This is a genomic window from Marinitoga okinawensis (genome assembly GCF_055387075.1).
In genome coordinates, this window is sequence record NZ_AP042422.1 from 1,619,583 (window position 1) to 1,642,432 (window position 22,850).

The following is a 22,850-nucleotide window of genomic DNA, read 5'->3' on the forward strand; positions in this document are numbered from 1 at the left end:
ATAAAGGGAGTAAACTCCCTGTTATTTATATAAAATGGTTTTTGTGAGATTTTCGAATAGAATTAGTGATGTTATTTCACCAACTCCACCTGGAACTTCTGTTACATAAGCAATATCTCTCACAGATTTTTTAACATCACCAACAATTTTCCCATCAACAACATTTATACCAACATCAATTATTATAGAATTTTCCCTAACCATATCTTTCGTAATAAATTCAGGATGTCCTACAGCAGCAACAATAATGTCCGAATTTAATGTAATATCTTTTATATTTTTAGTATGGCTATGACATATAGTCACCGTTGCATTATTTTCCTTACTTGCTAACATTACTGAAACAGGCATTCCAACTATCACACTTCTGCCAATTACAGCAACTCTCTTTCCATCAATTTCAGTAAAATCTCTCAATATTCTCACAACAGAATCTGCTGTACATGGTTTAAATATAGATTTCCCATATATAAGATTTCCTAAATTATATGGAGTTATTCCTTCAATATCTTTTTTAGGTTCAATATATATAGACACTTCATGAGAATCAAAAGGTAATGGTTGAGATAAAAAAATCCCGTTTACGCTTTCATCATTATTTAATTTTTTTATAGTTTCTATCAACTCTTTTTTTGAATTCGTTTCTATTACTTCATAATCAATATGCAATTTCTTAGATAATCTTCTTTGAGAATTCAGATAAGCAAGTGTGGCTTTATCTGGTTCTAAAGCCACACTAACTAATTTTAATTTATGCTTTGTTGAAATATTCATAATATTATTTCTTATTTTTTCTGATAATGAATCTATAGAAATAATCATAATATCACCTCAGAATAAACCAGAGATATTACCTTTAGCATCAACATCTATTTTTTCAGCATTAGAATGTTTAGGTAATCCAGGCATTCTCATTATTTCACCAGCTAAGGCAACTATAAATCCAGCCCCTGCAGATAATTCAAAATCTCTAATTGTAAAATTATAATTTGATGGAGAACCTAATTTCTTAGGATCATCAGAGATGGAATACTGAGTTTTAGCTACAATTACTGGTAAATGATCATATCCGTATTTTTTCAAAAATTTCATTTTATTTCTTGCAGCCATTTCATAATCAACATGTTTTGCTCTATATATTTCTTTAGCTAATTTCATTATTTTAACTTCTAAAGGGTCATGCCAATTGTATATTGTATTTAATTCGCTTTTTAATTCTGTAGCTTTTACTACTTTTTCTGCTAAATCTAATGCCCCTTCTGAACCCTTGTAATATGCTTCGTTTATAGAAATAGGAACATTCATATTTTCTACAAAATCCACTACATAATTTATCTCAGCATCTGTATCTGTATCAAATTTATTAAGAGCAACAACTATTGGAATGCCAAATTTTTGCAAGTTTTCAATATGCACCCTTAAATTTGCTATACCATTTCTCAATGCATCGATATTTTCTTCATTAAAATCTTTAGTCCCACCATTATATTTTAAAGCTCTAATAGTTGCAACTAAAACAATTGCATCTGGTTTAAATCCTGCTGTTGGAGAAACAAAATCAAGGAATTTTTCTGCACCTAAATCTGCTCCAAATCCACTTTCAGTAACAACATAATCAGATAATTTCAAAGCCATTTTAGTAGCAATTAATGAATTTGTGCCATGTGCAATATTAGCAAATGGCCCACCATGAATAAATGCAGGTGTATTTTCTATTGTTTGAACCAAATTAGGATCTAAAGCATTTTTCAATACAGCAGCTAAAGCTCCTTCAATTTTTAAATCTCCTATAGTTACCGGTTTCCCTTTTCTGGTTCTTGCTACAACTATATTTTGCAATCTTCTTTTTAAATCAGGTATATCTTCTGCTAAACATAACACTGCCATAATTTCAGAAGCAGCTGTAATAATAAAACCATCTTCTCTTGGATTTCCATTTGAATGACCACCAAGAGAAACAACTATTTCTCTTAAAGCTCTATCGTTCATATCCATAGCCCTTTTCCAATATACTCTTGTTGAATCTATATCTAATTCATTACCAAATTTTATATGAGCATCAATAACAGCTGATACAAGGTTATGTGCTGTTGTAACAGCATGAATATCTCCAGTGAAATGTAGATTTATATCTTCCATTGGAAGAACTTGAGAATAACCTCCACCTGCCGCACCACCTTTTACTCCCATCACAGGACCTAAGGATGGTTCTCTTAATGTAACTATAGATTTCTTACCTAATTTATTAATTGCCATAGATAATCCTATACTCGTCGTCGTTTTCCCCTCTCCTGCAGGTGTTGGATTAATAGCAGTTACTAATATCAACTTTCCATTTTCATTATTATTCAATTCTTTCAAATAATGATGTGAAATTTTAGCAATGTAATTTCCGCATTGATGCACATATTCTTCTTTAATATTCAAATCATTAGATACTTTAATAATTTTCTCCATCTTTGAACTTTTTGCAATTTCAATATCATTTAGCATATTTTCCCCTCCTTATTTAATCTCCATCTATTTTTGCTAAACTTAATAATTTATCTAAATTTATTTTTATTTCAGTTAAAGCTTCGGAAGTTTGTTTAATACCTTCTAAAACTTCATTCATTGATAATCTTGTTGTATGAGAAAACCCAGATAAAGAATCTACATTTTCCGCAAAACTTTCTACTACCTGAGAAATAGAATCTAATGAATTTTCTACGTTTACTAATTCTTTAGATATTTTTTCTGAAAGTAACACATTTGAAGTAATACTATTTTCTATTTCTTTTAATACATTTTCTGAATTTCTAGATGTATTTCTTGCATCAGTTGCTAATTCATTTATAAGATCAGCTATTTTTGATATTCCCTCTTTATCAATATTTTCTTTACTCGTTTCTATTGAAGAGTTAATAGATAATATAGATACTGTATCGGAAATATCTTTTATTTTATCATTTAACGAGGAAAGATTGTTGATAAATTCAGCTATTTTTAATGTCATTTGATTCATCGATTGAATATTTGCAAAAAATCCCTTCATATTTAACAACGTAGCGTTTAATTCACTCCTACCTTCTTCAATGGAAGAAGAAAAGTTTTGTATTAATTCATCTAATTTTTCAATATTACTCTGTGTATTATTTGCAACTGATTCTATCTCACTAGCTGCAGAACTGTTTTCTGCAATATATGATGAAACATTAGTTGTAAATTCCTCAATGGTTTTTATTTGTTTTTTAAATTTTTTTCCTATTGCTTTACTAATAACAAATGACAAAATGCAAACAATTCCAATAAATGCAAGTAATATGAAAATTAAAATATTCCTGGATTTTCTTAATCCGCTAAATAGTTCAGATTCTTTTACAGCATGAGCAAAATAATATGTGTAAGCATTAAAATTAAATTTAGCAAAAGCAACATATCTTTTTTCGTTTTCATATATATATTCATAAACACCTTTTTCATTTTTTTTCATATATTCCCAAAGTTCTGCTAATTTAGCATCTCTAAGAATATTAATACCTATTTTTGTTTTATCAGTATGAAAAACTACATCACCATTTTCATCTAAAATGTAATAATAACCCTTTCCTTCATTACCAAATCTCTCATTAAAATTTGTTTCATTAATAATATTAAAATTATTTTTTAATCCTATAACTATTCCACTTACTGATGACAAATACTCATTTTTCACATCTTCTTTTATATTATTAGAAAATATAACATATGATAAATAAAACAAAATACTTATTGCTACTGTAAAAATTATTGAAATCAAAATAGAATACTTTAATTCAATTTTCATTTTAATTCCTCCCCTGTAATTATTCTATTTTTCCCCATTTTTTTGCTAAATATAACGCCTTATCTGCATCATTTATAAATTCAGTTAAACTTTTTCCTTTTTCAATGTTTCTCCACTTTTTTCATCATACTACCTTCTCATTTAATGATAATAATAATTTATTCAATTCTTCCAATGTTTTTAAATTATATCTTTTTAACTCACTCATTGCACTTTTTGTCATATATGGAAATTGAGCATCTTTTTGAATATAAATTTTTGCATTTGTATTTTCTAATTTTATTAAACCATCAGTTCCATCATTACCTAATCCACCAAGTAATAATACATATGTATTATTTGCATATGGAACTAAACTGGTAAAAAGATGATTTATAGATGGTGAAACTATATCACTTTTTTTATCCACTGTAATTGTAGAATCACTAAAGAATATTAAATCATTACCACCTTTTGGAATATATATTCCCTTATTTAAAACTGTTAATTTATTTACTATATATACATTTTGCTTAGAAATATTATATATGTATCTTTTAAAATTATCCGTTTGGTTTTCCAAATTATGCATTGCTAGAATAATAGGATAATTTATTTTTGTATTAAATTTAAACAATATTTTTAAAGCTTGTGGCCCTCCAGCGGATGCACCCACTACAACTTTTATAATAATAATCATCCCCTTAAAAATTTATTCAAAAGATCTAATATTTTTTCTGTATTTTCACCTTTAACTACATAAGCATTAGCCCCAGAATCAAGGCCTTTTTTTATATCTTCAGGTGCAGACTTAGTTGAAAGCATAATAACTGGTATATCTTTATTTTTCTTTTTTATATATTTTACAACTTCATATCCATCTATTCCTGGAAGTTCAACATCTACAATAGCAGCATCATATCCTTTTTTTTCAATAGCTTCCTCACCTGTCCCTACTTCAATAACATTATATCCATTATTTTTTATCATCCTTGATATCACAAATCTTGTAAGCACAGAATCATCCAATACTAATACAGTTTTTTTCTTTATTTTATTTGAATTTACTTTAGATATTACTTTTTCTATAGAAATTATAGGAACTGGAAATGAAAAAATATTCTTAGCAAATCCCACTATTTCATTATAATTATATGGAGAAATAAACGCTTCAAAATGACCTATTATTTTATCAGCAATAATAGCTTTATTATTTTTTGTTATTATTGCAAATTTAATCGTTCCACTTCCATAATCTATTATATCTAACAATTTATTTCCATAATTTATTTTTCCATCTATTACTTCAATTTTATTAATAACTTCTTTTACATCATTTGAATCAACTGAGAATATATTATTACTTCTTTTTATAACCAAAACTTTTTTAGAGGTTATTTTAGTTTTAAAGGAAATTATAAACTTTGAACCTTTATCTTTCTCAGTTTCTAATTTTACAAAACCACCTTTTGCTTCAGCAAAAGCTTTTACAGAATCAAGCCCAACTCCTCTACCTGAGGATTGATCTGCAGTATCTTTAGTAGAAAATCCTGAATAAAAAATTACTTCCAATGGATCAACATTAGAATAACCTAATTTTTCTGCTTTTTCTTTAACTTTTTCCAGATCTATTCCTTTTCCATCATCAATTACTTCTAAATATATATAATCATTTTTAATATAACTTTTTACCGTTATATTACCAACTTCATTTTTCCCTTTTTCTTTTCTTTCTTCTGGTGATTCTATACCATGAGCAATAGCATTTTTTATTAAATGAACTAATACATCTTTGAGGCTTTCTGCATCATCTTTTTCTATTTTAGTATTTTCAACTTCTATATTTAAATTTACTTTTTTCTTATTAAAAACTGATTCTTGAAAAACTAAATTTTCAAAGCTTTTGATTATTTTATAAATAGATATAAATCTATTTTCTTCAATTAATTTTTGAGTATATAATCTTATATCTTTTGCTTCTTTTAAAGCTATTGTATAATTTTTATTTATTAAATTATTTTCTAATTTTAATATTCTTTCATAAAATTTTTCTAATAATTCTACAGATATCTTTTTAGATTCTATGCTACCTACAGTGCCTTCTTTTAAACTTATTTTTCCATTTAAAATGGATTCAAAATAATTTATTTCTTCATCCGTTAAATCATTCTTTTTATTTATAATTTCTGTAGAAATTTTTATTACTCTAGCTACAAATTCTTCATCTAAATCTTCATTTAACTTTTCTTTAAATGCTGATTCTAATTTATGCATAAATTCACCAATTTTAGGTAATCCAACTAATCCTGCAGATCCTTTTAAGGTATGATAAATCCTATATAAATCCTTAATTATTATAGGATCATGTGATTGAAGATAGTTTTTTAACAATTCTATGGCCTCATTTAGCTTTTCTTCCATTTCTGTAAAATATATATCCATAAATTCCATAGTATCACTCCAAAATAGGTAAGGTTTTATCATCTACTTTTAATACTTTTTTATTTTCCGAATCAAAAATTTCACCATATTCGAATTCAATTTTATCGCTTAATAACGCCATTTTTTTACTTATTACAATCCATTTGGGATTTTCAGAAGTTTTTTTTACATTATAAATTTTATTTTTATATTCAACAAATCCATCATATTCTCCAGATTTAAAAGGGCAAAATCCGCTAGTATCAATAATACTTATGATATTGTTTTTTAAAATTGAAATTTTATCATCAATAATATATGCATTGGACTTTATAACCTCTTTTTTTTCCTCTTTCTTTTTATTTGGAACTTTAACTACAATATCATCAGGAAGTTCATCAAAAACTTTATCTATATTAAAAATATATATTTCCTCATCATTATATTCAAAATATCCTGAAAATATTTTTAAGTGAGGAAACATTTCTAATGTTTCCTCATTGAATTTTTCAATCTTATCTATTTTCTCTTTTTTAATTATATTAGTAACTCCAAAAGCAAAGGATTTATATATTAAAAATACTTTTAATATAAATTCATTTTTTTTAGGCAAAGTGAGAACTGGGAATAATTGGCTCTTATATTCAGAATATCCCAAAAAACCTCCATCAATATTCTTTTTTATAAATTCTGATGATACTCCTATAATTCTATCTTCCAAAGCTATTTTTATTGACTCATCATTATTATCGATAATTTCGCAAATATAGTAATTCATATTATCCTCTCCCGTAATTTTTCATATTCCACAGCTCTTCATCATCTGGATTTAGAAAAATTGCTTTATTCAATGAGTCTTTATAATCCAAGTTAAGATGAATTTCTAAAAAAGCTTTATATTTCCAGATTAAGTAATTTATTGAATTATCTGCTATTCTATTTATTAAATTATATGCAAAAACATAATTTTTTTCTGATATTAGCTTCTCTATAATTTCTAAATATTCACCTTCAGAAATATCTACTATTGACTCTATTAATTTTTTCTTTTTATTAGATTCTGTTGGTTCCGTTAAATTAGTGTCCTTTTTTAATAATCTCCTTTTATTAAAGTTTATAAAACTTCGTGATTTATTCTTAATATTTCTATTACTTGTTTTTCTCCACAACACAACATTATTTATTATTTCAAATTCAAACAATTCTGTAAGGTAAGGATAAAATTCCCCATGTCCTAAAATCAATAAACCTTCATTATTAAGCATATTTTTGAGACTCTCCAAGATAGAATTTATTTGATCTTCTGAAAAATATATTAACACTCTTCTTAAAAAAATTATATCATATTTAACATCTTTTTTTAGATAATTACCAATTTCACCCACTTCAAATTTAATATTTTTTTTATATTTTTCTTTAACATAATAGCAATTATCTTTTTTTTCGAAATATTTATTAATCTCTATTTGAGACAATTTTCTAATACTCCAATATTTATATTTACCATCTTTAGCCTGTTTAATTCTCTCAAAAGAAGCATCTACACCTGTGATTTTATAATTTATATCTTTTATTTCACTGAGAATAAAAGATAAAGTGTATACTTCTTCGCCTCTAGAACATCCTAAACTTAATATATTATATTTATCCTTTTTATTTAAAAAAATATATTTTTTCAAGCTATCCCACAGTTCTTTATCCCTAAAAAAATATGATTCTCCAATAGTGTAATTTTCAATTATAATTTTTTCTAATTCTTCATCAGATATATTATCAAAAAAATTTACTATTCTTTTTATATTTTCAATTCTCTTTTTATCATATTTTAAATTATACTTTTTTATAATTTTTTCAATTCTACTTTCCATTAGTCAAATCACCTCTTTTTTATAATTATAGCAAAAATAAGGATTTTTATTATTATCGTCGAAATATATATTGGATAATTGATATTCTAAATACATTTTTATAAATATTATTTTGATTTGCATTTTAGAAAAAATATGCTATAATTTTTCTGATAATTAATTAATCATCTGATATATTAATTCTATGTTAATATTTATGAAGGAGATACGATATGAAATACAATAAAATTATAAAAAAATATATCAAAAACTCCACAATACAAAATGTTATTTTAATAATAATACTTTTTGTATTGTGGTTTGTTATGTATTTAAATATACAAAATTCTTTAAAATCTATATCTAAAATTAATATAAATAATTTTAATAATACTATGAATCACTACTATTATCATCTAAAATATATAAGTTTAATTAATGATGAATCTTTGCTTAAAGATGTAAATATTAAAAGTTTTTTTGTTATAAATAAATATGGAACCATAAGGAAATCATCATATCCTTCCCTTAATTATAAAACTATAAATAACACACCTCTTTTCCAAGAAATACTTAAAAAACATTCTGGAATTTTTCTTGTTAAAAGTTCTTTGTTCAGTGATAAAAAAAGAGTATTTGTTGGAGGAGCGTATAATAAAACATTTTTATTGGGAGAATTAACAAATTTAGATTTTGAGCAAGATGCAAATTATCACTTTTCTATTTTAAATGAAAATAATAATATTATATATTCTAAATTTAATCTACAATCAATGCTTGGAAAATGGTTAATATATAAAAAAAGATTCTACTTGAATTCATATACAAAATGGAATGATCTGATCGTAGCTACTTCCTTAGATATAACCTATCCATTAATTACTAATATAATAATATCTATATTTATACTTTCATTAATTATGTGGAATTTTTTATCCAGAGTAAAAAATAGAAAATTAATGAATATATTTGAAAAAGAATTTTCCATTATTATCAAAAGTATGGAGAAGTTTTTAAAAGAATTAAGAGTTTTAGACAAACAAACTTTTTTAAGTATTTCTGAAAAAGATTTTGAAGATATTTTAAAACCTATAAGAGATGTTAAATTCTTTTTTGATGATTTAAATGAAATAAAAGAAGTCGAATCACTTTCTATAAAAGAAATAATAGATTTATTCGATGAAATAAGTGCTTCTACTGAGGAATTAGAAGCTACTAATAAAGAGTTGGAAGATCTTTATATACAGGTGGAAAAAGCTTATTCAGATTTAGAAAATTCATATAGAAAATTTTCATCACATCTTTCCGCTATAGCAGAAAAATACGATGAAATAACAGGAAGTCATATAGATAGAGTTGCGAAATATTCAAAATTAATAGCAGAAAAAATGGGATTTGACATAAAATTTGTAAATGATATTGAAGCCTATGCACCTCTTCATGATATTGGAAAATTAATGATTAAACATGAAATACTTAATAAACCTGGAGGATTGACAACAGATGAATATGAGGAAATGAAAAAGCATACTATTTATGCGGAGAAAATATTTGGTAATGATAAAAGATTTGAAATGGCGAAAAATATTGCTATATTTCATCATGAAACCTATGATGGAAAAGGATATCCTTTTGGATTAAAAGGAGATGAAATACCTATTGAGGCAAGAATAGTTGCATTAGCTGATATTTATGATGCATTAAGAAGCGAAAGACCATACAAAGATGAATACACACATGAAGAAACTTATAATATAATTGTAAATGGTGACTTTAAAACTAAACCTACTATTTTTGACCCAAATGTTTTAGAAGTTTTTAAAAAATATCATTTAGAATTTGATAAAATATATAATGAATATAAAGAAAAAGAAAAAAACACCGATATTGAACAAGATTATATTAAATTAAATTTACATTAGCATTTTTAACTTTTTTATCCTCACTTAATCTGAAATTATTATTTCTCTAGTATTTTATTTCCTATAGAAAATATATATCCAAAAAATATAAAAATATCTCTTCCTATATAATCCTGAGAATATGGCTCAGGAGTCTCTACCAAACAGCCGCAAACTGTTTGACTATAGGAAGAGGGATGTGGAGTTTTTAAATCACACCTCTCTTCCATAGAGGTGTGATTTTATTTTTAATAATCAAATAAATCTTTCTAAATAAAGTTACCCATTAATTAACATTAACCTCATTTTAATATGAAGGTAATAATTAAGAAACTTTATTTTTATACAATAATGTTAAAGTTTCTTTATATTTCTATAACTCAGGAGGTGTTACGGGGTGGAAAAGTTTTTTAAGTTAAAAGAAAACGGAACAACTGTAACTACAGAGATTTTAGCGGGGTTAACTATCTTTTTAAGTATGGCTTATATACTTTTTGTTAACCCAAGTATTTTGGTAACGGCTATGGCTCCAGGCGCTGGACCTGATACTTCAGTATATGCTCAGTATTTCGGTGCATTAATGGTAGCAACTATTTTTGGTGCTGCAACTGCAACATTAGTAATGGGTTTATATGCTAATTATCCTTTCGCTTTAGCTCCTGGTATGGGTTTAAATGCATATTTTACATATACCGTAGTCTTAAAAATGGGGATCCCTTGGCAAGTAGCTTTAGGCGCTATTTTCGTTGAAGGTATTATATTCATAATTTTGACTGCTTCTGGTGCAAGAACATTTGTTGTAAAAGTAATACCTCAAAATATAAAATTTGCAACAAGTGCTGGTATAGGTTTGTTTATAGCTTTCATAGGTTTAAAAAGCGCTAATATTATAGTATCTAATCCTGCTACATTTGTTGGTTTAGGTGACTTAACAAAACCAGATGCATTATTAGCTATTATCGGTTTAATTTTAACAGGGGTTCTTTTTGCATTAAGAGTTCCAGGATCTATTTTATTAGGTATTATTTTAACTACTGTTGTCGGTGCTTTTCCAGTTTTTGGAGTTACTCATTATCAAGGAATTGTCGGAAAAATTCCTAGTATTGCTCCAACTTTTCTAAAAATGCAACTTACATGGGGTGATTTAGTTACAGGTTCATTCTGGGTAGTAGTTTTAACATTCTTCTTTGTTGACTTCTTCGACACTTTAGGAACTTTAACAGGATTAGCTCAAAGTGCTGGTTTCATAAAAAAAGGTGAAAGTGACTTTCCAAGATCAAATAAAGCTTATATGGCAGATGCTGTAGGTACTACAGTTGGTGCTTTATTTGGAACTTCAACAGTTACTACATATATCGAAAGTGAAACTGGTATAGCTCAAGGCGGAAGAACAGGTTTAACTTCTGTAACAGTTGCAGTTTTAATGTTATTGATGCTTTTCTTCTCACCATTAGGATTAACAATTCCTGCTGCAGCAACTGCTCCTGCTTTAATATTTGTAGGTTCTTTAATGCTTAAAAATTTAATTCACATTACATGGGAAGATACAACTGAAGCTTTACCAGCATTTATTACTATAATAATGATGCCTTTAACTTATTCAATTGCAAATGGTATTGCTCTTGGTTTGGTATTATATCCATTAGTCAAACTTTTCTCAGGAAAAGGTAAAGAAATACATTGGTTTAATTGGGTATTAGCTTTAGCCTTTGTATATTATTTAGTATTTTTACAACATTAAATAAAATTGCCCTCATTCGAGGGCAATTTTAGTTTGAAGAGTAAGTATAAAATAAAATATTCAAAATAATATTTGCTCGTCCAGTGAAAATTCTGAGTCCTCGAAAATTCTCATGAACATATTTTTAATGCGAAGCATTAAAAATAAATAAAGGTTTTTATATTAAAAAATATAATAATTAATATAAGTTATAAATAAAACAATTATTTTAGCTTATAATATTTAAAATTTCGCAAAGCGAAAGTTTGGGAATTTTCAAGGATTCTCTTATATTATTTTTTATATTTTATTTATATTTTAATATATCTAAAAATAAATAAAATAATTTATCACTACCATGATAATCAATAAAATGTGTTTGTATAATTGTAAACAGAAGAGTATTAATATTTGTTATTTTTCCTTTAGATATTTTTTCTGAAATACTTTTTAATAAACTTCTAAATTCATCTCTGACATCTTTTAAATCCAATCTGATTGAGTTTTTTTCAAATGATTTAATTATTTTTTCTGAAAATACTATATATAAATCATAATTATCATAATTTTTGAAAATATAAAGCCTTCCAATTTTTTCATTTTTCAAAGTTGATAATTCTTTTATATCAATATTTTCTATATAATTTAAATTCATTCCGCTTTCAGTTAGTTTTATGCCCACAGAAAACAATGATTTTAACTCATCAATATCAAAAATTTTTTTTAATAATCTCTTTAAAATTAAATTTTTAATTTTCAAAACTGTATTATATGAAACTTCTAAATCTTCAGAGATCCTTTTTATTAACCTTCCTTTTGAAAGTTCATGTATGATTTTCACAAATTTTAAAGGTTTAATTCTAATATCTTTAAAAATTGTACCATATATTTAGACCATTCTCTTCTGCAGTTCTTGCATTTAAAATGATTTCTTCTAATTGAATACACTTCCGTACTTCCACAATACGGACAAACTCTATTTATTTCTAATACGCCAATGTCGATTAAAAAATTTTCTGCTTCTATATCATTTTTCAATTCTTCAATATTCATGAAATCACCTCTTTATGATATATTTTACCATATTAATCAAGACTTAATTATCTGCCACCAAAATTTTCTTTATTTTTAAACATTAATGAAACATTTTAAGAGTAAAGTATATCTCGAAATAAGTATTCAATATTTGCCACCAAAGGAGGAAGAGTATGAAAATAAACAAGAAAAGTTCGGCATTTATTGTTATATTAATATCTTTACTTACGGTATTTTTTGCATTTTACGCAGCAAAAGTTAGTGTTAAAGATAATATAGCAAGTTATGTTCCAAAGAACGATCTAGATAAAAAGATATATGATGAAGTTGCAGATGAATTTGGATTAAACGGGATTATACTCACAGGTGTAAAATTTGATGATGCATATAAACATTTTGGTGAAATAAACACTTTGACAGAAAATTTAAAGAAATTAAATGTAGTGGATAATGTTATTTCACCAGTTAATGCTCCAAGAATTAGCGTTACAGAAGATGGAGATATATCTGTTGGAAATTTGAAATCCAGTTATGATTTTTCAACAGATAATTCATATAACTTTGAGAATTTGAAAAATGAGTTGTTAAATGATGATATGATAAAAGGTAAATTTATTTCAGAAGATGGAAAAAGTGTGTTATTTGCTATTGGATTAAAAAAGAATGTTGAAGAAAAATCTGCAGGTTTAATGGTTGAAAATGTTTTTAAAGATGCAAATGTTGACTATTACATTTTTGGAACAGCAATTGCGAATAGAGAAATCGAAGAGATAGTTAAAGATAATCTATTAAAGTTAATTCCTATTGTATTAGTTCTTGTTATGCTTGTTCTTTACTTTAGTTATAAGAACATTGCAGGCGTAATTCTTCCTATAATCTCTGTATTAATAGCAGATATTTGGACTGTGGGAATTATGTATCTCTTAGGTATTAATTTTAACATTACAACATCTGCAGTACCAATTGCTGTAGTTGGAATTGGAACAGCATATTCAATTCATATTATTAGCAAATATTATGAAGAATTACATAGAGGAATTTCTGCTACAGATGCAGTTAATGAAACGTTAAAACATGTTGGTACAGCAGTGGTATTGAGTGCATTAACCACTATAGCAGGATTTTTATCTTTATTAACAGCTGATTTAACTCCTGTATGGCAGTTAGGTATTTTTACATCTTTAGGTATAGCTTTAGCATTATTAATGGCTACAGTTTTTGTACCTGCTATGTTGATGATTTTTCAACCTAAATCAAAAGTTAATCTTTCAGAAGAAGGGGAAAGTCACTTATTAAAAGCTTTTACAAGTAAAATAATTCATCACAGAACAATTACATTGTCAATTATTTTATTTCTAATAATATTAACATCTTTCTTTATTCCAAAAATCAAATCTGATATGCAAATTGAAAACTTTATGAGTGAAAAAACTCATATGGTTCAGGGTTCTAAATTTTTGAGAAAGAATTTTGGTGGAAATGATTATATTTTTATAGATTTTCTTGCAAAAAAAGATAACACATTTAGAGATTTTTACTTTAATAGAACAATAAGGGATATTTCAATGTATGCAAAAAATTCACCAGTAGTATCTCAAATTACTAACATAGGTGATGTTGTAGCGAATTTAACAGAAGGATTTACAGGTTATGAATATGTTCCGGGTTCTAATTATGCAATGGAACAAAACTATATGTTAATTGAAGGTAGTGAAGGAATAGATAAGATATTATCCCCAGAAAAAAATGAAGCAATTTCTCAGATTATGGTAAATACCAAAAGTTTTAGTGATGTGAAGGTTTTAGAAAAATCATTGAAAGAATATATTGATAAGAATATTATAAAAGAATACAAAGTTGAAGACTTTGATATAGAAAATCCAGAGCATATAAAAGCGTATGGTAAAGAAATAAAACAATTTGTTATTTCCAGAAATGGTCATTATAATGGAGATATTTTAAATACAATGATAGAAGCTAAATCAAAAGATATTGAAGAACTTGTGTCAAATTTAGATAAAAAATCATTATTTAACATGTTCAATGATTATCTTAAATACAATGATGAAGACAGTATTGATTATGAAATATTTTTAAATTTAATTAATGGTGAAAAAGTAGAAGATTATATTTCTGAATATTATGAATACTTTTTATACGATTATGAACCAAATATAAGAGCAAATTATGCAAAAAACAAATTGTCTTATTTAAATACCAATTTATCAGAAAAAGCCTTAGACGAATTAGCTCAATATGTAAATGATGAACAAGTTCCTGTAGAAGGTGGAAATAATGTTCTTGAGGTTAGAGTAACCGGAATTCCTGTTTTAACAAATAAGGTTAATGATATGGTTTTTGACAATCAAAAAGAAAGTATGTTGTTAGCTTATGCTTTAGTATTTATATTATTTGCAATTCAAATGCATTCAATAATTTTAGGATTATTGGCTTTAATTCCAATAACTTTAACAATTATTGTAAACTTTGGAATTATGGGATTAACTGGAATTTCTTTAAATGCAGCAACTGTTACTATAGCATCTATTACTATAGGTACTGGTATTGACTATACAATTCATTATTTATCAAGATTTAAAAAGGAATATAGAGAAAATAAAGACAAATTTAAAGCAGCTATAAGAACTTCTGCAACATCAGGAAGAGCTATATTAATCAATTCGTTGGCTGTTATTTTAGGTTTCGCAACATTTATCTTTTCTGAAATAGGAATGCTTAAGCAATTTGGAATTTTAACAGCAACAGCAATGATAGTTGCACCATTTTTAACTCTAACGATATTCCCTGTTTTAATGACTATGTTAAGCGATAAATTATTAACTAAATTTTCTAAAGAATCAGTTATAAAAAGAAAATTAAAAAGTAGGAGGGTGAAAGCATGAAAAGAAAGTCAGTATTAATGACAGTTGTATTGATTTTAGCTTCTTTTGTGTTTGCTATTACAGGTCAGGAAGTACTTGATAATGTAAAGGATGCACATGATAACTTTAAAACAGAGAAATCTTTGGTAATAATGAAATTAAAAGATTCAAATGGAGATGTAAGAGAAAGAGAATTTGATATGTATTTAATGCATTCAGGCGATGATTCATTGGCTTTAGTAAGATTCAATAAACCATCAGAAGTTAAAAAAATTACATTATTAACTTTATCTGATGATGAAATATACTTATATATGCCAGCATATAGAAAGACAAAAAGGATTTCTGGTGGGGCAAAGAACGGAAAATTTGTGGGATCGGATTTCAAATATAACGATATCTCTTTATTATATAACGAACAAACTGGCGATTATGATGCTAATTTAGTAAAAGAAACAGATAAAGAATATATTGTTGAAGTTATTCCACATGAAAAGGACAATGATTATGGAAGAATAGTTATGACAATAAAAAAAGAACATATGTTGTTTGAAAAAATCGAATTTTATAATCATGAAAATAAGTTAATTAAGATAATGAATTTTAAAGATGAAAAAGATTTTGATGGACATATTTTAGCAACAACAATTGAGTTAGATAATTTAGAAGAAAATCATTCAACAATTCTTGAAATAAAGAAAGTAGAATTTGATATTCCAATTACAAAGAAATTCTTTGATAGAAGAAATATATCAAAACCTGTATTGAAATATAAATGATGGGGGTGTAAAAGATGAAAAAAAGACTATTAATAATTTTAATGATATTATCAACACTTGTAATTTTTGGTTTTAACGGTGATTTGCAATACTTTTATGGATATAACTTTTCTGAAGATGCTTCAACTACAATAAGTGGATTAAAAACAAATATAACCTTTGAAAATTCTTTAGATACATTATATTATAAATTATCACTGGATTTATTTAAATTAAAAAATGGAAAGACAAATTTTGATTTTGATAGTGGTAATTATTCAATGTTTCTACCTTCAGAAATGTATTTGATAAAACCTAATATGCCTTGGATGTTATATGTTTTAAATGAAGCATATGCTGATATATATTTTGATGAAGCAACTATGAGATTTGGAAGATTTATTTTAAACAATGGTAGTTCTACATTATATAGTCCTTCAGTTTTGTTAAGTGCTCATGATGGACTAAATCCATTTGAAAATTATAAAACATTACCAGTAGAAGGAATTAATATAAATGGTTACTTAGGTGATTTTGTATATGATTTAACAGTAATTCCAGAAACATATGATAATATACCTGATTTTGTATTATATCCAAAAACTATAAATGAAAATATCATTTCGGAAAACGCAGCAACATTAACTTATCAATTTACTGAAAGTAAAAAAGAAGTTGAAAAAGCAACAGAAGAGCTTATAGCTCAATTAGCAAATGCAGGATTAGATCAAAAGGCAATAAATGCAATGTTAGAAAATCCAGAATTATTAAAAAGCGCTGGTTTGACAAAAGAACAAATTTATCAAGTATATGCCGGTCAAACATTAATGACATTACCTTCAACTTATGAAGTAAATACAATAACTGCTGAGGCAACGGATATAGATGAATTAAACGTAAAAAATATGAATTATGCAGCAAAAGTTTCCTTTAATGTTTTGGGATATGATTTAAAAATGGGATTTGTACATGATCATTATCATTTCATGGTGCCGGAAAAAATAGATATAAAATATTCTGATGATGGAACAGGCGTTTCAAATACAGTAATGTATAGACCAGCAAGAAATTCTATTACTTTAGATGTTCAAGGTGTTTCAAATTTCTTTGATTCAATTAGTTATCATGGTGAAGTAGCATTTATTATGCCAGAAAAAAATTATGTAACAGTAAATACCAGTTATTATGTTCCAAATACTTCAAAACCAACAGAAACAATTTTAACTACAAATTCAACTGAAGTAGAAATATTTGATAAATATTATGTAAAAGCAGTTGGTGGTATAGAATATACAAAAGGTGAAGACTTTACTTTAGGAATAGAAGGATTTAATGGATTACCAACTGAAGAATTAAAAGATCATATTTCATTTGGTGGAGATGTATATGTTAAAGCTAAATATTCAAATATTTTAATAGAAGGTTTGGGATTAGCAGCTTTTTCAAAAATTAATGATGAATATAAACCAGGGTATATGACAAATTTAAAAATTGCTTATTCAGGAATAGACAATTTTGAACCATCAATGCAATTAAAATATGCTTATACTGAAGATGATGAACATTCTTTAAAATCAATGGAAGAATTAAACTCAATCTCTTTAAATATTAAAATATACTTTTAAAAACACCTGTGCTTGAGCGCAGGTGTTTTTTATTATTATGATATAATAACTAAAACAAGAAATTGAAGGAGGATTAATATGAGAATAGCAATTACAGGAGTTACAGGCTCAATTGGTACTCAAACTTTAGAAGTTTTGGAATTTTTAAAAACAAAAAATTTCGATTTTAAATTGGTAGGTATAAGTGCTGGAAGCAATGTTAAAAAAATGATTGAAATAATAAAAAGATGGAAACCAGAATATGCAGCTCTTGAAAATGCTGAACTTGAAAAATTTAATGAGACAAAGATATTAACTGGAAAAGATGCAACAATAGAAATGTTAGAAAAATCCAAGCCAGACTTTGTTTTAGTAGCTACAGGTGGAGCAATCGGCATTAAGCATACATTAAAAGCTATTGAAGTATCAAAAAGAATTGGATTAGCCAATAAAGAATCCATAGTTTGTGGTGGAAATATGTTACTTGAATATGCTAAGAAAAACAATACAGAAATCATCCCAGTTGATAGCGAACATAGTGCTTTATTTCAATTAAAGTTGGGAGATATAAAACCTTCAAAAATAATTATAACTGCTTCTGGTGGAGCTTTAAGAGATTGGCCTATTGAAAAACTCAATGAAGTATCTGTTAAAGATGTATTGAATCATCCTGTTTGGTCTATGGGAAAGAGAATTACAGTTGATTCTGCAACTATGGTAAATAAAGGCTTAGAAGTAATTGAAGCTTATCATTTATTTGATTTAAAGAAAGATAATATTGATGTTTTGATAAATAGAAATAGTCATATACATGCCATAGTAGGTTATCCAGATGGTGTTATGAAATTCCATTATGGTGTTCCGAGTATGACAATTCCAATTGCATATTCCATAACTTATCCTGAAAGAATATATGAATACAAATATCCTGATTTGACTTTGGAACCAATAAAATTTGAAAAAGTCGATTATAATAGATATCCTTCTTTAAAATTGGCTTTTGATATTTTAGGAAATCAAAAATTACAAATCGTATATAACGCCGCTGATGAAATAGCCGTTCAGAAATTTTTAGAGGGGAGAATTAAATATACTGAAATTTATAAATTAATATATCAAGCGATTAATAAATTTATAAATAAAAATATAAAAATTAATAATTTTAGTGATATAATGTTCCTAGATAGTAAAGCAAAAAAAATTGTGAAAGGAATGATTTTATGAAAAAAATTAAATTTCATCAAACAATGGGGTTCAAAACCATATTTATGGTATCTTTAATAATTGCTTTAGCGTTTTTGATGAATGGATTTATTTCATATTATAACATGAAAAAATTAACGGATGATTTTGTTAAAGAAGGATTAATGAAGCAAAGTGTAGAAAATATTTCTGCTACAATTGAAACATTTAACGAAGGACTAAAAACATTGGAAAATACTTTGAGAAATGATGAAATAAACAGAATGAAAACGATAAATGCTGCAACAAAAAGTTTAGTAAATAAAATACTTGAGGATATGAAAAGTGGAAAAATAGATGAAGAAGAAGCCAAAAATAGAATAAAAGAAGAATTAAGAAAGATAAGATTTGATAACGGCCAGGGTTATTATTTTATATATGATGAAAATGGTGTAAATGTTATGCATGCGGTTAAACCATCATTGGAAGGAAAAAATTTATATAATTTACAGGACAAAACAGGAATTTATTTAATTCAAGAGTTGATAAATGAAGCTAAAAAAGCTTATGAAAACAATGACAGTGGAGTTGTTGTTTATTATTGGCCTAAACCTGGGGAACCTGAAGATAAATTATTTCCAAAATTAGGAGTATCATTTTGGATTCCGGAATTTAAATGGATGGTCGGAACAGGAGTTTATATTGATGAAATTGATAAAAAGATTCAAGCAAAAAAGGAAGAATTTTTAAATAAATTATATGGTGAATTATATTCTCGATCTTATGTTGGAAGTAATACATACCCAATTGTTTATAATAAAGACGGATCATTCTTTATGTATAAGGATAAAACAAAAATAGGAACAAAATCTTCGGCAAAGGATCCAAGCACAGGAAAAATAATATCTCAATTAGCAAGGGAAACAAAAAATGGATTTTACGAATATATGTATCCAAAGGTTAAAGGATCAGATAAACTATATAAGAAACTCGCTTACGTGAAAAATATTGGTGATTTATATATTGTTTTAGCAGTTTATGAAGATGAAATTTATCAACCATTAACGAAATCAAATATGACAAATATAATTTCCTTATTTACAACCATTGTTATAATTATAATTGTTATATCTATTTCTATTAAGATATTGATTTCAAAACCTATTCATAAATTAATAGAAAATATTGGTAAGATTGAAAAAGGTATATTAAATGAAAAAATTGAAGTTACATCTAAAACAGAAATAGGTTTGTTAGAACATTCTTTTGAAAATATGAGAAAATCATTAAAAGAATTAATTTCTTCTTTAATAAAAGGAAATGAAATGATAGATAAAGAAAAAGATAAGGTTTTGGAAAGCGCGGATGAATTAAAAGAAATAGTTGAAAATGTTGAAAAATCACTTGAAATAGCTTCTGAAGAATCTGACAATGCTGCAACCTCAATTGAAGAAACAACATCTGGTATTGAAGAAGTAGCTTCAGCAGCACAAATGGTAAGTTCTGCTGCACAGGATTTAAGCCAAAAAAGTAATGAAGTTGAAAATTCTGTTAAAATAGGCGAAAATAGCATTAAAGATATTCATAATATAGCAAATGAAGCAAGTATCGCTGCAGAAGAAAATGCGATTAAAGTAAAGGAATTACAAGAAAAATCTGCTAATATTGGCGAAATAGTTAATACCATAGTAAGTATTGCAGAACAGACTAATTTATTAGCTTTAAATGCCGCAATAGAAGCCGCAAGAGCCGGAGAAGCGGGTAAGGGGTTTGCTGTTGTTGCAGATGAAATAAGAAAGTTAGCTGAAGAAACAAGAAAAGCAACAGAAAACATTGCTGAACTATTAAAGGGAATAAAAGATGAAACAGATGCAGTAGGAGAAAAATCTACATCATTATCACAAATAATCTCAAAGGTATCAATTAAAAGTGATGAAGTTTCTGAAGAATTTGGAAATATTAAGAATGCAATTGAAAATATAGTATCTATGGTTGATAGTTTGGCGTCAAGTTCTGAAGAACAAAGTGCATCTACTGAAGAAATGGCAGCAGCAATGGATCAGGCTTCTAAAAATGTAATCAATGTAAATGAATATATCAGAAGTTCAAAAGATAATTTTGCAAATATAGAAAATAGAAGTAAAGAATTACAGAGTGTTTCTAAAGAATTGGAAGATGCAGTTCAAAATATGAAAAATTTAATTAAAAAGTTTAGAATATAAAGAATTAGCGCGAACTAGTTCTTTTTTAACATCATTAATTTAATAAGCTGTATTCTCTAAAAAGTCAAAGATAATAAAAGGAATATATATATAATTATGTATCTTTTGTATTATTTAAAAATATTTAAATAACGACAGCATGATTTAGATAATTAGGATCATATTTTACATTATACTTGAGAAGTGTATATACTAATTCAGCCAATTTTCGTACTATTGCTATTAAAGATACTTTTTTAATTTACCTCTTTTAATTAAATTATGTAATTGAAGTAATTATTTTATATGTATTATGATATTTATTATTAGATTTCCAGGTTCAAATGACTTAATAGCGAAATCACTCAATATGTATATAGCTTTAGCAATGTTTTTAGCATTCGTCTTATTTGTTTTAGAATGACTAAAAGATTTCATGAAGTTTTTAATGAATATGAATGTAATACAATAATCATACGAAAACGCCTCCTTTTTTCATACAACCGTGGTTCGTGCAAGCTTAATTCTTAATTCTCTAAAACATGGCAAAAAGGGAAGATAACTACAGTCGCAAGCTTTTAAGCTTAGTCCAAAAAACTATCTTTCTCTGTAAATTATTTATTTTAACTAAAATAATATTTTATAATATATATATGAAATTGAAAATATGAACACGGAGGTAAATTATGAAAATATTATCCTGGAATGTTAATGGAATAAGAGCAGCAATAAAAAAAGGATTTGTGGAATTTCTTGATAAGGAAGATCCTGATATATTATGTATTCAAGAAACTAAGGCAAGAGAAGAACAATTAACAAAAAAATTTCTTGAGCATGGTCCATGGAAAAAATATTTTGTTTCTGCTGAAAAAAAAGGATATAGCGGTGTCGCTACTTTTACTAAAATCGAACCAAAAAATGTATTAAAAGGTTTTGGAAATGAAAAATTCGATTCAGAAGGTAGAACATTAATCACAGAATATGAAAATTTTTCATTATTTAATATATACTTTCCTAACGGAAAGGCTCGTGATGAAAGGTTACAATATAAAATGGATTTCTACTATTATTTATTAGAATTTTTAGAAGATTATAAAAAGAATCAACCAAACATTATTATATGTGGAGACGTTAATACTGCTCATACAGAAATCGATCTTGCAAGGCCAAAAGAAAATGAAAATACTTCTGGTTTTTTACCAATTGAAAGAGAATGGATTGATAAATTATTAGATAGTGGTTTTATAGATACATTTAGAATGTTTAATAAAGAACCTAATAATTACACATGGTGGGATTATAAAACAAGAGCAAGGGAAAGAAATGTAGGATGGAGAATAGATTATTTCTTTATAACTAATTCTTTAAAAAATAAACTTAAAGATGCATTTATTTTATCTGATATAATGGGGTCTGACCATTGTCCTATTAGCATTGAAATTGATTTATAATTTTAACATAAGTTTAATCAATGTTTAGGGTGAAATATGATAAAATATTCCGGAAAGGGTCTAA

The 22,850-nt window shown here is 26.3% G+C and carries 17 protein-coding genes and 1 riboswitch; of the genes, 8 read left to right on the forward strand and 9 right to left on the reverse strand.

Features of this window, described 5'->3' with window-relative positions; all coding sequences use genetic code 11:
• Nucleotides 1–21: 21 nt before the first annotated feature.
• The 7 genes from ACZ5CK_RS07970 to ACZ5CK_RS08000 all read right to left on the reverse strand — a co-directional run bounded on the left by ACZ5CK_RS07970 (nt 22) and on the right by ACZ5CK_RS08000 (nt 8,073).
• The gene (locus tag ACZ5CK_RS07970) at nt 22–822 is read right to left on the reverse strand and encodes a bifunctional 5,10-methylenetetrahydrofolate dehydrogenase/5,10-methenyltetrahydrofolate cyclohydrolase (RefSeq protein ID WP_464581293.1); all 801 of its coding nucleotides are present in this window, start codon (nt 820–822) and stop codon (nt 22–24) included.
• Nucleotides 823–831: 9 nt separating this feature from the next.
• Nucleotides 832–2,493 (reverse strand): formate--tetrahydrofolate ligase, encoded by a 1,662-nt coding sequence (locus tag ACZ5CK_RS07975; protein ID WP_464581294.1) that lies wholly within the window; start codon nt 2,491–2,493, stop codon nt 832–834.
• Nucleotides 2,494–2,509: 16 nt separating this feature from the next.
• Nucleotides 2,510–3,805, reverse strand: a complete 1,296-nt coding sequence (locus tag ACZ5CK_RS07980; protein ID WP_464581295.1) for a methyl-accepting chemotaxis protein — start codon at nt 3,803–3,805, stop codon at nt 2,510–2,512.
• A gap of 124 nt (nt 3,806–3,929) precedes the next feature.
• Nucleotides 3,930–4,484, reverse strand: a complete 555-nt coding sequence (locus ACZ5CK_RS07985) for a chemotaxis protein CheB (protein ID WP_464581296.1) — start codon at nt 4,482–4,484, stop codon at nt 3,930–3,932.
• On the reverse strand, nt 4,481–6,235 hold the full coding sequence (locus ACZ5CK_RS07990) for a response regulator (protein ID WP_464581297.1): 1,755 nt from the start codon (nt 6,233–6,235) through the stop codon (nt 4,481–4,483). Before ACZ5CK_RS07990 ends, ACZ5CK_RS07985 begins: the two co-directional genes overlap by 4 nt.
• Before the next feature lie 4 nt (nt 6,236–6,239).
• Nucleotides 6,240–6,983, reverse strand: a complete 744-nt coding sequence (locus ACZ5CK_RS07995) for a hypothetical protein (protein ID WP_464581298.1) — start codon at nt 6,981–6,983, stop codon at nt 6,240–6,242.
• 1 nt (nt 6,984) lies between these two features.
• The gene (locus tag ACZ5CK_RS08000) at nt 6,985–8,073 is read right to left on the reverse strand and encodes a CheR family methyltransferase (RefSeq protein ID WP_464581299.1); all 1,089 of its coding nucleotides are present in this window, start codon (nt 8,071–8,073) and stop codon (nt 6,985–6,987) included.
• Nucleotides 8,074–8,285: 212 nt separating this feature from the next.
• Here ACZ5CK_RS08000 and ACZ5CK_RS08005 point away from each other — a divergent pair, with 212 nt between their 5' ends.
• Both ACZ5CK_RS08005 and ACZ5CK_RS08010 read left to right on the forward strand, forming a co-directional pair.
• Complete coding sequence (locus ACZ5CK_RS08005; protein WP_464581300.1) at nt 8,286–9,974, forward strand: HD-GYP domain-containing protein; 1,689 nt, start codon at nt 8,286–8,288, stop codon at nt 9,972–9,974.
• A gap of 83 nt (nt 9,975–10,057) precedes the next feature.
• Nucleotides 10,058–10,159: riboswitch (purine riboswitch) on the forward strand.
• Nucleotides 10,160–10,350: 191 nt separating this feature from the next.
• On the forward strand, nt 10,351–11,694 hold the full coding sequence (locus ACZ5CK_RS08010; protein WP_464581301.1) for an NCS2 family permease: 1,344 nt from the start codon (nt 10,351–10,353) through the stop codon (nt 11,692–11,694).
• Between the two features lie 286 nt (nt 11,695–11,980).
• Here the strand turns inward: ACZ5CK_RS08010 and ACZ5CK_RS08015 are convergent, their stop codons facing one another.
• On the reverse strand, nt 11,981–12,514 hold the full coding sequence (locus tag ACZ5CK_RS08015) for a hypothetical protein (RefSeq protein ID WP_464581302.1): 534 nt from the start codon (nt 12,512–12,514) through the stop codon (nt 11,981–11,983).
• Nucleotides 12,515–12,519: 5 nt separating this feature from the next.
• Nucleotides 12,520–12,726 carry a transposase gene (locus ACZ5CK_RS08020; RefSeq protein ID WP_464581303.1) on the reverse strand — a complete coding sequence of 69 codons (207 nt, stop codon included), beginning with the start codon at nt 12,724–12,726 and terminating at the stop codon, nt 12,520–12,522.
• A gap of 155 nt (nt 12,727–12,881) precedes the next feature.
• Here ACZ5CK_RS08020 and ACZ5CK_RS08025 point away from each other — a divergent pair, with 155 nt between their 5' ends.
• The 6 genes from ACZ5CK_RS08025 (at nt 12,882) to xth (ending at nt 22,786) form a co-directional block, all read left to right on the forward strand.
• On the forward strand, nt 12,882–15,611 hold the full coding sequence (locus ACZ5CK_RS08025; protein WP_464581304.1) for an efflux RND transporter permease subunit: 2,730 nt from the start codon (nt 12,882–12,884) through the stop codon (nt 15,609–15,611).
• Nucleotides 15,608–16,369, forward strand: a complete 762-nt coding sequence (locus ACZ5CK_RS08030) for an outer membrane lipoprotein-sorting protein (RefSeq protein WP_464581305.1) — start codon at nt 15,608–15,610, stop codon at nt 16,367–16,369. The genes ACZ5CK_RS08025 and ACZ5CK_RS08030 overlap by 4 nt, the downstream gene beginning before the upstream one ends.
• 14 nt (nt 16,370–16,383) lie before the next feature.
• On the forward strand, nt 16,384–17,973 hold the full coding sequence (locus ACZ5CK_RS08035) for a hypothetical protein (RefSeq protein WP_464581306.1): 1,590 nt from the start codon (nt 16,384–16,386) through the stop codon (nt 17,971–17,973).
• A 78-nt stretch (nt 17,974–18,051) separates the two neighbouring features.
• Nucleotides 18,052–19,176, forward strand: coding sequence for a 1-deoxy-D-xylulose-5-phosphate reductoisomerase (gene dxr / locus ACZ5CK_RS08040; protein WP_464581307.1), 1,125 nt, complete (start codon nt 18,052–18,054; stop codon nt 19,174–19,176).
• The gene (locus ACZ5CK_RS08045; protein WP_464581309.1) at nt 19,173–21,356 is read left to right on the forward strand and encodes a methyl-accepting chemotaxis protein; all 2,184 of its coding nucleotides are present in this window, start codon (nt 19,173–19,175) and stop codon (nt 21,354–21,356) included. Before dxr ends, ACZ5CK_RS08045 begins: the two co-directional genes overlap by 4 nt.
• 665 nt (nt 21,357–22,021) lie before the next feature.
• The gene (xth, locus tag ACZ5CK_RS08050; RefSeq protein ID WP_464581311.1) at nt 22,022–22,786 is read left to right on the forward strand and encodes an exodeoxyribonuclease III; all 765 of its coding nucleotides are present in this window, start codon (nt 22,022–22,024) and stop codon (nt 22,784–22,786) included.
• Nucleotides 22,787–22,850: the final 64 nt, after the last annotated feature.